Origin of the sequence: Acinetobacter sp. CIP 64.7 (genome assembly GCF_000369745.1) — a bacterium.
Taxonomy (GTDB): Bacteria; Pseudomonadota; Gammaproteobacteria; order Pseudomonadales; family Moraxellaceae; genus Acinetobacter; species Acinetobacter fasciculus.
The window spans coordinates 378,102-390,373 of record NZ_KB850179.1 but is presented as its reverse complement, the minus strand read 5'-3'; the positions used below and the strand labels follow the sequence as shown (position 1 = coordinate 390,373).

Here is a 12,272-nt window from a genome sequence, read left to right as displayed (position 1 = left end):
TATCATAGATACATGGCATTAAGGCGATTACTTAAGCTGTTATGCAGCTTCAGGATTTTCAATCACCATCGCCAGACCTTGACCCAGACCGATACATAAGCTGATCACGGCATATTTTTTACCAGTACGCTGTAATTGACGCGCAACAGTTAAAGCCAAACGCGCACCTGAACAGCCCAATGGATGGCCAATTGCAATGCCACCACCATTTGGGTTGACACGCGGATCATCAAAAGCCACATCCAGACCTTTCAGGCAAGATAACACCTGGCTGGCAAATGCTTCATTGATCTCGATAATGTCCATATCATCTAGCGTCAAACCTGCACGTTTTACAGCTTTCTTGATCGCTTCGATTGGACCCGCCCCCATGATGCGTGGCTCAATGCCAGCGGCTGCAGAAGACAGGATACGAGCTAAAGGTTTTAAGCCATACTGTTCCTGAACTTTTTCACTGCCGATAATCAATGCTGCAGCGCCGTCATTGATACCTGATGCATTACCCGCAGTCACCACACCACCTTCGAAAAGCGGTTTTAACTTGGATAATGCTTCAAATGTTGAAGATGGACGTGGATGTTCATCTTCAGTCACTAATTTAGGCGGTAATTTACGTCCTTGTGAAACTTCAATCGGCGTAATTTCACCGTCAAAGAAACCTGCTTCTTTTGCAGCTTGATATTTCGCTTGTGATGCAGCAGCAAAAGTATCTGCCTGTTCACGCGTAATACCAAACTCTTCAGCAACGTTATCACCTGTTTCTGGCATGCTGTGCGCGCCAAACTGGTCGGTGAATTTACGGTTTGGGAAACGTGTACCAATCGTAGTGTCATAGATTTTGGCATCACGTGAATATGCACTTTCAGCTTTACCCATTACAAACGGTGCACGCGTCATACTTTCTACACCACCTGCAATATACAGCTCGCCTTCACCTGCAGTAATAGCACGTGCTGAATCAATTACAGCACCCAGACCTGAAGCACAAAGACGGTTTACAGTTTGACCTGGAACGGTCACTGGCATACCTGCAAGCAGTGCAGCAAAACGAGCCACATTACGGCTGTCTTCACCAGCCTGATTCGTACTACCAAAGATCACATCTTCTACGTCCGCTGCTGGAATACCGGTTTTTTCTAGCAGATTTTTAATGACTGTTGCTGCCAGATCATCTGGACGTACGCTTGCCAGACTGCCTGCATGGCGACCGATTGGCGAACGTAAACCATCATAAATATATGCATTTAACATGAGTGTTATTCCTTTAACTTTCTAATTAATGTGTTGTATGAACAAGTGGTAGACCAAGCTGAACGCGGCGACGCAACCAAGGACTTGGACGGTAACGCTGGTCACGGGTAATCGCAGTCATACGATCCAGAATTTTTAGAATTTTTTCAGCTCCCAGCACATCCCCCCATTCAATTGGACCATATGGATAGCCAAGGCCTAATTTCACCGCGATGTTGATATCTTCCACCGTTGCAACGCCTTGCTGGGCAATATCACAGCCGAGATTCACAATCATTGCCAAAGCACGTTGAGCCACAAAGCCGACGCTTTCCTGAATTACACTGGCGGTCACACCATCCAGATTGAAAATCGATTGGGCTGCTTTTACCAGCTCAGGTTGGGTGACAAAAGTTGGCATCAAGGTACGGTGTTTGTTCAGACCATATAGCAGATCGATACACACCACTTGCTGAGGTGCCAGCTGATAACGGACAGCGGCTGAAGTTGCATCTTCACCATAAGTGGCAATCAGGATTAAAGCCTCTGCTGAAGGTGTCTCAGTTTGCTCAATCTGGATATTGAACTGCTGCAGATATTGCTCAAGTGCCTGACGGTCTTGGTCATATTCGGTGCCTAGCCAGACTGATGGATATTGACTTAACTTTTCAACCAATGCTGGAGCAACATCACCTTCTTTGCTACCCGAAGTGTAATCATAGAAACCTTTACCGGTTTTACGACCTAACTGCTTGGCAATAAAACGCTGACGGGTAATCACGCTTGGACGGTAACGTGCTTCTTCATAATACTGATGATAAATCGATTCACTCACCGGGTGCGAGACATCCATACCGGTCAGATCACCTAATTCAAACGGCCCCATTTTGAAACCGATTCCGTCACGGTAGATCCTGTCAATATCATAAAATGGTGTGACATTTTCATTCAAAATTGCATAGGCTTCGCTACCAAAGGCACGGCCGGCATGGTTAATGATAAATCCTGGAGTATCTTTAGCTTTGACCGGACGATGACCCATTTTTGTAGAAAGCTGGGTTAATGCTTCAATAATGTCAGCACGGGTATTAAAGCCTTCAATGACCTCAACCACTTTCATCAGTGGAACCGGGTTAAAGAAGTGATAACCAGCAACACGTTCTGGCTGACTGCAATTAGCAGCAATCGCACTAATCGACAATGAAGATGTATTAGATGCCAGAATCGCTTCCGGTTTTACGATACCTTCCAGTTGCTGCATAAGTTTTTGTTTGATTTCCAGATTTTCAATAATCGCTTCAACGATTAAATCGCAATCTTTCAGGTCTTCGATCTGCTGAGCAATGGATAAATGAGCAAGATCTTCAGCAGCTTTTTCATGGCTAAATTTACCTTTATCAGCCAGGGTATTTAATGTTTTAGCCAGCTTTTCCTGTGCCTGTTCAGCAGCACCCGCTTTGGCATCAAACAACACGACATTATGGCCGGACTGAATCGCGATCTGGGCAATGCCCGCACCCATCGTACCTACGCCAATAATACCGATTTTCTGAATTTGAATGCTCATGCTTATCGTCCCTGATAATTTGGTTTACGTTTTTCAATAAAGGCTTGCATACCTTCTTTTTGATCTTCTGAAGAAAACAGCATCTGGAAAGATTTACGTTCCAGCATTAATCCGGCATTTAATGGCACATCTTCAGCCAGTAAAGCCACTTCCTTGATTTGTTCAAGCGCAATTGGCGGCATTTTTGCCAGACCTTCAGCCATCTTGATTGCTGTTGCAAGGGTTTCGCTGTCTTCAGTCACCTGGGACACCAGACCAATTTGATAGGCTTCCGGTGCAGGCACCAGACAACCGGTCATGATCATGCGCATGGCATGAAATTTGCCAACTGCACGGAATAAACGCTGTGTACCACCAGCACCCGGCATTACCCCTACTTTGACTTCAGGCTGACCGAACTGGGCACTTTTTCCGGCAATGATAATGTCTGCATGCATCGCCAGTTCACAACCGCCGCCCAATGCATAACCGTTTACTGCTGCAATCACCGGCTTTGAACACTGTGCAATGGCTTGCCAATAACGCTCAGTACGACGCTGCATCATTTGAATGGTTTCTGCATTGGCCAGTTCTTTAAGATCGGCTCCTGCTGCGAAATCTGTTTCACCACCCGTAAGAATAATGGCACGGACATTTTCATCATCATTCAGTTGCAAAAAAGCCGCCGCAAGTTTCTGGCGAACTTCTGTATTCAGGGCATTTTTCGCTTCTGGTCGATGAATTTTAACCATCGCTACATGTGCTGAAACTTGTTCTACTTGAACTACCTGTTCCATTAAAATCTCCATTTATTTTGTATAGCGAAATTTTATTTTATATAAAACTAAGGTTTCTCAAGCTATAAATCAAGGATTTTTAACTCCAGAATGCAAAAAAGTTATTTTTTACTAAAAATAGAGTAAAAACTCTTGTTCATCTGGTTATTTTATGATTAATTGATTTCGCAATACGGAATTAAGTATTTTAAACGCAATCTGATTATTCATTTAAATGAATAATCGCCATAAGGCTGAACTTAAAGTTAATTTACGAAATCAAATTTTCCAGCAATGAGATGATTTTGATTTAGCGTAAAGCATGAAAAATCGAATGTAGCCTGATAATAAATGCAGCGGCTGTTGTGTGCAGAGCGAGTCTGTTAAATCAGGAAAACTATGTTTCCGTGAGGAAGAAAAATGGATTTAGCGGTAGCAGAGGAAATGCTACTTTGAATATATAGAGGATATAAGAATGACAAGCGATACCATCGTAACAGGAGACAATAAAACCGATGTCTCCTCCACGGATACCATTAAACAGGCACCAAAACGTCTTTGGATGACGGCTTTTATCTTTGCTTTTCTGATTTTGCTCTGTGACGGTGCAGATATCGGGATTCTGGCTTTTAGTCTGACCAGTCTGAAAGCTGAATGGGGCCTGACTTCTGTACAGGCGGGTGCCTTGGGAAGTTATTCTCTTTTAGGTATGGGGATCGGAGGCTTTATTGGTGGATGGGCATGCGACAAATTTGGACGTGTCCGCGTCATTGTACTGGCCACCATCGCCTTCTCGATCTTGTCAGCCTACTCAGGTTTTGCTCAGTCTTATACTGAATTTGCAATTTTACGTACTCTTTCTTGCTTGGGTTTAGGCTGTTTATATATTGCCTGTAATACTCTGATGTCAGAATACGTACCGACCAAATACCGTACTACTGTACTGGCAACATTGATGACTGGTTTCACTTTAGGTTCATTGGTGATTACCATGATTTCAGGCTGGATTATTCCTGAGTTCGGCTGGCGTATGCTGTACTGGATCACAATTGCTCCATTAGCTTTGGGTATCCTGATGCACTTTATGGTGCCAGAGCCAGAATCATGGAAACGTGTCCGTGAAATGAAAAGAACTGGTCAGATTGTGGATAACGATACCAAAAAAGGTAATCCATACATCACCATTCTTAAAGATAAAACTCATGGCAAGATGTTCATCTTGTGGTCTTTCAGCTCCGGTTTCCTGTTATTTGGTTACTTCGGTGTAAGTAACTGGTTGCCAAGTTATCTTGAAGCTGAATTAGGCATTAAGTTTAAAGAAATGGCACTGTATATGGTGGGTACATTCATCACCATGATTTTTGCCAAAATCATTGCAGGTTATGTTGCTGATAAAATTGGTCGCCGTATTGTGTTTGCTTTCGGCACCATGGGAACAGCGCTATTTATCCCTGTCGTGGTGTATATGCATAATGCCGATAACATTGGCGTACTGATGCTAATCTTCGGCTTCCTGTACGGTATTCCATATGCCATCAATGCAACCTATCTAACCGAAAGTTTCCCGACTGGTGTTCGTGGTACAGCGGTGGGCGGTGCATTCAATATTGGTCGTATCGGTGCAATCTTTGCGCCAATTACGATTGGTTATCTGGCGATGCATGGTTCGATCGGTACAGGTCTGTTGGTAATGGGTGCAGCATATTTCCTATGCGGTTTGATTCCTGCCCTGTTTATTAAAGACCGTTTATACGATCCGCATAAAGCAGAATAAACCCTACTTCGGAAGGCAGGTCAAATCGCTGCCTTCCTCACTTCAAATATTTACAACACGTCAGTATAGAAAGGTCTCCTTTCATTCAGGATTAAAAATTTCTTTAGGGATTAAGAAATGAAAAAATTAGTTTTAGCGACATTATGTGGTATTGCTTCAGCACAGGCATTTTCAGCAGAAGCTTCTGAAGACCGTAAGCAATTTCTTGAGTCACAGTTAAAGCAAATCCAGGCAGAACTAGAACAACAAAAAGCCGCGCAACTTGCATTAAAGAACCAGCAGGAACAAGCCAAAGCGCAAGACTCTAAAACGCTGAGTTCAATGGTAGATAATGTCGATGTTTATGGCTTGATCCGCTTTGATGGTGCAGTCGATTTCAAAAGTACTACTGAAGCCCGTGGCCGTACCATTAACCAGATTAATAAAGTACCTTTTACTGAACCGGATTCTGTACGTTCCGATTTTACTGCGGCTGCCAGCCGGATTGGTTTCCTGGCCAAAGATCTAGGAGGCAATCCGAATGTTTCTGCTCGTTTAGAAGCCGACTTCTGGACCAACAATGGTAAAGGCGATGGTGGATTACGTATCCGTCATGCACACTTAAAATACTATAACTGGACGTTTGGTCAGGCCTGGTCATTGATGTCAACACCAGAGATTAGCACTGAAGCTGTCGACTACAGCTTGTTCCTGGGTGGATCAGTCTTACGTACACCTCAGGTGAGCTATGCTTTCAAACTTGATCCGGAAAATACCTGGAATGTCGGTCTGGAATATATGGCCGGTGGCGATCGTTCTTCTGCCTTACCTGCTTTAACCACTAAATATGTTCATCAATCAGGCCCTCTTCATTTATTAGCTCAAGGCTTTGTCAATCAAAAGCAGGCACAGATTGCGACAGGCGATATCGAGAAAGTTGGCTGGGGTGTGGGCGTTGGTGGACGTTACCGTTTAGATGATCAAAACTCGATTCAAGGTAACTATTTCCATATGGTCGGTGATCAGCGTATTGCAGCTTTCTTGACTCAAGGTTCAACAACCGATGGTGCTGCCTGGGGTGGCGATTATTCAGTCGATCCAATCAATAATGAACTTTTGCTCAATGAGTTCAATAGTATAAATATTGGCTTCACGCATAAATTTACGCCAAAACTACGGAGTAGTATTAATGCCAGCGTTGTTGATTTTGATGATTCCAGCGACTATGCACGCGCGAATCCTGAAACCAATAAGCGCTTAACCGACTATGTGGCCAACGTGATCTATTCTCCTGTTCCAAAGATTAATCTGGGTGCAGAATATCATCATAGCAAACGTGAAACCTTTGACAATAAGGAAGCAGATATTTCACGTATCAACTTCTCTGCTAACTATAGTTTTTAAAGCCTCAGGAGACAAGGATGTCAGCCCAAGGGCAAATTTCACGCCGTTTCATGTTCATGATGGCAATGACCTGCGCACTCTGCGCAGGTTGTAACTATTTTAACCAGCCTTTGATTTATTCTATTGCAGAGGATCTGCAAATCAGTGTGGCTCAGTCTGGCTGGACTGTAGTACTGACCCAGATTGGCTATGCCACCGGATTATTTTTGTTTGTCCCTCTGGGTGATTTGTTTGAAAAACGGCTGTATATCTGTAGTTTGATGTTGTGTACCGGACTGGCGCTTATTGGGCTTTCAGCCAGTACCAATCTGCATATGTTGTATGGCTTTACCCTGCTCGCCTCTTTTTGTTCGATTACCACCCAGATTCTGATTCCTTTTGCCGCCAGCCTGTCGCAACGTGATAAAAGTGCCGAAGTCGTTGGCCTGCTCATGAGTGGTGTTCTGGTTGGTATTCTGTTTGCCCGTACCGTGGCCGGACTGATTTCTACTTTATGGTCCTGGCATGCGGTATACCTATTTAGTGGTTGTGCAATTCTTCTGCTAAGTCTGGCCATGTGGTTCCAGTTGCCGAGTGCCAAGAGCCAGTTACAGATGAATATATTGCAAATTTATCGCTCACTATTTACCTTTGCCCGAACAGAACCCATGCTGATCAGGCGTAGTATGATCGGCGGCTTGGGCTTTGGCATGCTGAGTATTATCTTTACTACCATGACTTTTATTCTGGCTGAAGCACCTTATCATTTTAATGATTTCCAGATTGGTCTCATGGGTATTGTGGGGGTGGTCGGCATCTGGTCCTCTCAGTGGACCGGTAAAATGATTGGTAGGCATCGGGAAAAATGGATTGCGCACCTAGCCACATGCGGACTGATTCTGGCCTGGATTCCTTTATTCTTTGCCCAGAATTATTTATGGATTTATATCTTGGGCTTAATTCTGGCTTATTTTGGAATTTCCTGTTTGCATGTCTTGAACCAGAATCTGGTCTATCGAATTTCAATGCAGGCTCGCTCGCGGATTAATGCCATCTATATGACCTGTTATTTTTCAGGTGCCGGTCTGGGTGCATTTTTATCGCTGCATTTATGGAAAAGCTATGGCTGGTCTGCCTGCGTCATTTTAGGTTTTATTTTTGCCGTGTTGATCTTTTTGATTAACTATTATGATTTAAACCAAGAAAGAAATTTAGCCAATATTCAGCCTGAGCCTTAGATACTGTTAAAAACCTTTGGGGTTAAAAGCTTATTTTTTTATCCCGCTTTCTGTACCGAGCATAAATTATAGAGATGATACGCTGATAAAATAGAAAAATTCTTTAAGCCTGTTTATCATTGTCTTTCTATCTGAAGAGCGGTTGAAAATATTGATATCTTAACTTTTAGAGTTAATTCAATTTACTATTTTCCATTGCGAGATAAACAGGCTTCAATTCAGTTAAAGGTGCAGGTTTTGCATAAAAGAAGCCTTGTAGCAGATCACAACCCTGTTGATAGAGTAAACTGGCTTGACTTACGGTTTCGACCCCTTCCGCGACAACTTCCAGATCCAGCTGATGGGCTAGATGAATAATCGATTGCACAATTGCAGCATCCTGACCATCGAGGGTCAGCTCTTCAATAAAACTACGGTCTAACTTGATTTGATTAATCGGCAAGCGACGCAGATAACTGAGACTCGAATAACCTGTGCCAAAGTCATCAATGGCGACCTGTACACCTAAAGCACGCACTGCTTTCAAAATTTCTATGGTTCGATCTGCACCATTAATGATGACACCTTCCGTGATTTCAATTTTAAGTAATTCCGGCGGTAATTGACTGAGTTCAAGTGCATGTTCAAGCACCTGCAAAAAGCCTGCTCTACGGAATTGCAAAGGAGAAATATTCACCGATACCGTGATCTGGCTATTGTGTGTCTTGTTCCACTCGGCAATATCTAAACAGGCCTTTTCCAATACCCATTGACCTACACTAATAATTTGCCCAGTTCTTTCTGCAAGTGGAATAAAAATCGCTGGGGAAATATAACCCTGCTGCGGATGGCACCAGCGGATTAAAGCTTCTACACCTGTTACCAGTCCAGTTTCAGGATGAACCAGCGGCTGATAGAACAGGTCAAAATTTTCTTGATTGATCGCTTCCATGAGTTCCAGACGCAGATTGGTATAGTCTATTTCTGCGACAGGCTGCATTCTGGTTTTTTCATACCACTGCCACATATTACGACCTTGTCTTTTGGCTTCCTGCATCGCCAAAACAGACTGATAAATCAATTCAGAAGAATGATGAATCGAACTGTCATCTGCCACAATACCAATGCTGGCACTTAAATGTATTTTGTACTGATCGACGATAAACAGCATGGAAAGAAGATCAAGAATTTCTCCAGCAATCACCTCGACTTCAGTGTGCTCATCTGTCCCTGAGAGCAGCAAAATGAATTCATCTTCAGCGAAGCGGCATAGCACATTATTGCCTTGAACAAATTTTTGCAGCCGCTCGCCCACACTTTTGAGAATCTGGTCACCCACCAGATGACCCAAGCTATCGTTGATATTTTTAAAGTCGTCCAGATCTATATACAGCAAGACTAATGGTTGTGAGCTCTCGTGCTGTGCTTCAAAAATATTTTCCAGAATTTTTTTGAATGCATGCTGGTTCGGTAAACCGGTTAAATGATCATGAGTATGCTGATGCTGAATATATTCTTCGTGAATACGTTGCTGGGTAATATCTTCCTGAATTCCTAAAAAATGGGTGCAGATTCCTGTCTGGTCAAAAATAGGACCTATAGTTAAACGATTCCAGAACCAGCTGCCATCTTTACAGTAACTTTTTATAGTCACCTGAATTTCTTTTTGTTCTTTGACCGCTTGCTTGAGTAATGCAATCTGATCCGGATCAGTATCTGGACCCTGTAAGAAAAAACAGCTTTGTCCTAATACTTCTGCTGCTGTATAACCGGTGAGCTTTAGAAAAGCTGGATTCACATACACCATTAACCTTTCTTCAGAGACATCTGTAATAAAAAGGCTATTCGGACTGGCCTCTACTCCACGTTTTAATAATCGTAGAGACTCCTTGTTTTTACGCGATACAGTAATATCTCGGGCAATGCCAATAATACCGGTAACGTTCTGATTTTGAATAATCGGTAAATTGGTCAGATCCAGCCATAAGATATCGCCTGCAACATTATAAATTGGAAGTTCATAATGTTGAGATTTACCTTGCGCCGCTTCTGAAAATGAAACATTCGCAAGTTCATGGAATTCGGGCGGTATGAAGGCACAATAGTGCTGACCATGAATTTGTGCTTTAGAAAAACCTGTAATTTCTTCGCAAGCAATATTGGTATTAAGCACATGTCCCTGCAGGTCAAGTTCAAAAATGATATCTGGATGATAGGTATAAAATGAGCTGTATTTTTCATTAAGCTCATGTCTTTTTTGACGTTCCTGATCAAGCTCAATTGCGAGAGCAACTAATTTTGCCGCTTGCTGTAAAAGCTGAATATGATGTTCAGTCGGTATTTTCGGTGTTCGATAATAAGTGGCAAACGTTCCGTACAAAATATCTGAAGCATTAATAATCGGCATAGACCAGCAGCTAGACAATTTTTCTGCGTTTACCAAAGCACGGTAAGGCTGCCAGTTTGGGTCTTTCATTAGATTTGGACTAATGACCAACTGACGTAAGAAAGCAGCTACGCCACACGATCCTTGATTTGGCCCAATTTTCAAATCTTGAATAGCATTACAGTACTCTTTTGAAAAGTGCTGTTTGCCACTTATAACATTTAAAGTTTGGGTGTCATCCTGATAGAGCATAATGGTGACAAGCGCATCTGGAATGCGCGATTCAAGCCACTGGCTAATGACATCGAGGATAGGCTTAAGTTCAGTATGGCGACCAATCAGATTAAAAATATGAAAAATTTCTTGATCATCACAATTATTATTCATTCAGACTATCACCTTCCTTAGCTTGTTAACATTTTAGACTTATTATTAAAATAATCATTAGCAAAAGTTTGTATTTATATCTTTAAAATACGGAAATACGGAAATACGGAAATACGGAAATACGGAAATACGGTCAATATTACGTGTATTTGATAATAATTCTAAAATTTAAAAATCACAGCCGAAGCTGTGATCTAAAACTATACTTTTACTTAATCAGAATATTGCGGACTTATTTTTAGGCTGCTTGTTGACGACTGTCCACTAATTTACAGCCTGTCTGCTGTTGTAATTCTTCAAAGCTTAAGCCATCCACTATTTCAATAACCTGAGCTTGTCGGTCTTTTAATTCAATCACACACAAATCAGTATAAATACGGTTGACACAATGTTTACCTGTTAGAGGATAACTCAGTTCTTCAACAATTTTTGCTTCACCGTTTTTGGTCACATGTTCCATGCAAACATAGACACATCGAGCACCCACTGCCAGATCCATTGCACCGCCTACAGCAGGTACAGCATCAGCATTACCGGTATGCCAGTTCGCCAGATCACCATTAATAGCCACCTGAAAAGCACCCATGATACAGATATCCAGATGCCCGCCTCGCATGATATCGAAAGAGTCCGCAGAATTCATAAAACTGCCACCTTGCAACATGCTTACGAGTTCTTTACCGGCGTTAATCAGGTCATCATCTGCCTGTTCGGGATCACTCAATGCAGCAAAACCTAAAACGCCATTTTCCGAGTGCAGAATTACTCCTTGTTCAGGTTTTAAATAACCAGCTACGCGTGTCGGCAAACCAATACCCAAATTTACAAAAGAGCCAGTTGGAATGTCTTGTGCAACTTTGGCCACAATCTGTTCACGTGTACGTTTTTGAATATTCATTATTTAATATCTCCAACTTTGACCACATGCTGTACAAAAATCCCTGGCGTTACGATGATCTCTGGATCAAGCTCCCCCAGTTCCACAACTTGATGGACTTGTGCAATGGTAGTTTTTGCGGCTTTGGCCATGATCGGACCAAAATTACGCGCTGCCTTACGGTAGGTTAAGTTGCCCCAACGGTCTGCCTGATTGGCATACACAAAGGCATAATCTGCATGAATCGGATATTCCAGCACATAGTCTTTTCCATTAATATTTCGGGTTTCTTTACCTTCAGCAATTTTGGTACCAAAACCGGTTGGAGTAAAAACAGCTCCTAAGCCTGCACCGGCTGCCTGAATACGGCAGGCCAGATTGCCTTGTGGCACCAGTTCCAGCTCAACTTTTCCGGCTTTATACAGATCTTCAAAGACGGTTGAGTTATTGGCTCGTGGAAATGAACAGATCATTTTTTTAACCAGTCCAGACAACAGCAGATTGGTTAGACCACGATCTCCAGAAGCTGCATTGTTGTTAATAATGGTTAAGTCTCTAGGACCAAAGTCAATTAATGCTTCGATTAATTCTATCGGCTGACCTGCCAGGCCAAAACCACTGGTCATAATGTGTGCACCATCAGGAATTTGCTTAAGTACCGTCTCGATATCCTGCGTGATTTTATTCATCATATTGCTTCCTAGCATGTTCTATCTA

Annotated in this window: 9 protein-coding genes; 3 read left to right on the top strand and 6 right to left on the bottom strand. The window is 42.6% G+C overall.

Annotated elements, in window-relative coordinates:
- Positions 1-39 precede the first annotated feature (39 nt).
- From F890_RS08180 to F890_RS08170, 3 genes are read right to left on the bottom strand one after another with little or no spacing between them, the layout of a single operon-like run.
- On the bottom strand, positions 40-1,251 hold the full coding sequence (locus F890_RS08180) for a 3-oxoadipyl-CoA thiolase (RefSeq protein ID WP_005266395.1): 1,212 nt from the start codon (positions 1,249-1,251) through the stop codon (positions 40-42).
- Positions 1,252-1,276: 25 nt separating this feature from the next.
- Positions 1,277-2,797: a 3-hydroxyacyl-CoA dehydrogenase gene (locus F890_RS08175; RefSeq protein WP_005266394.1), complete on the bottom strand. Its 1,521-nt coding sequence runs from the start codon at positions 2,795-2,797 to the stop codon at positions 1,277-1,279.
- A 2-nt stretch (positions 2,798-2,799) separates the two neighbouring features.
- Positions 2,800-3,573, bottom strand: coding sequence for an enoyl-CoA hydratase (locus F890_RS08170; RefSeq protein ID WP_005266393.1), 774 nt, complete (start codon positions 3,571-3,573; stop codon positions 2,800-2,802).
- A gap of 454 nt (positions 3,574-4,027) precedes the next feature.
- On the opposite strand from F890_RS08170, the gene F890_RS08165 reads away from it, so the two are divergent.
- From F890_RS08165 to F890_RS08155, 3 genes are all read left to right on the top strand, one after another.
- The gene (locus F890_RS08165; RefSeq protein ID WP_005266392.1) at positions 4,028-5,326 is read left to right on the top strand and encodes an MFS transporter; all 1,299 of its coding nucleotides are present in this window, start codon (positions 4,028-4,030) and stop codon (positions 5,324-5,326) included.
- A gap of 117 nt (positions 5,327-5,443) precedes the next feature.
- Positions 5,444-6,709, top strand: coding sequence for a DcaP family trimeric outer membrane transporter (locus tag F890_RS08160; RefSeq protein WP_005266391.1), 1,266 nt, complete (start codon positions 5,444-5,446; stop codon positions 6,707-6,709).
- Positions 6,710-6,726: 17 nt separating this feature from the next.
- A complete protein-coding gene (locus F890_RS08155; protein ID WP_005266389.1) occupies positions 6,727-7,926 on the top strand; it encodes an MFS transporter in 1,200 nt (399 codons plus the stop codon).
- A 172-nt stretch (positions 7,927-8,098) separates the two neighbouring features.
- Here the strand turns inward: F890_RS08155 and F890_RS08150 are convergent, their stop codons facing one another.
- From F890_RS08150 to F890_RS08140, 3 genes are all read right to left on the bottom strand, one after another.
- Positions 8,099-10,678, bottom strand: coding sequence for a bifunctional diguanylate cyclase/phosphodiesterase (locus F890_RS08150; protein WP_005266388.1), 2,580 nt, complete (start codon positions 10,676-10,678; stop codon positions 8,099-8,101).
- Positions 10,679-10,916: 238 nt separating this feature from the next.
- Positions 10,917-11,576 carry a 3-oxoacid CoA-transferase subunit B gene (locus F890_RS08145; RefSeq protein ID WP_005266387.1) on the bottom strand — a complete coding sequence of 220 codons (660 nt, stop codon included), beginning with the start codon at positions 11,574-11,576 and terminating at the stop codon, positions 10,917-10,919.
- On the bottom strand, positions 11,576-12,247 hold the full coding sequence (locus F890_RS08140) for a 3-oxoacid CoA-transferase subunit A (RefSeq protein ID WP_005266386.1): 672 nt from the start codon (positions 12,245-12,247) through the stop codon (positions 11,576-11,578). The genes F890_RS08145 and F890_RS08140 overlap by 1 nt, the downstream gene beginning before the upstream one ends.
- Positions 12,248-12,272: the final 25 nt, after the last annotated feature.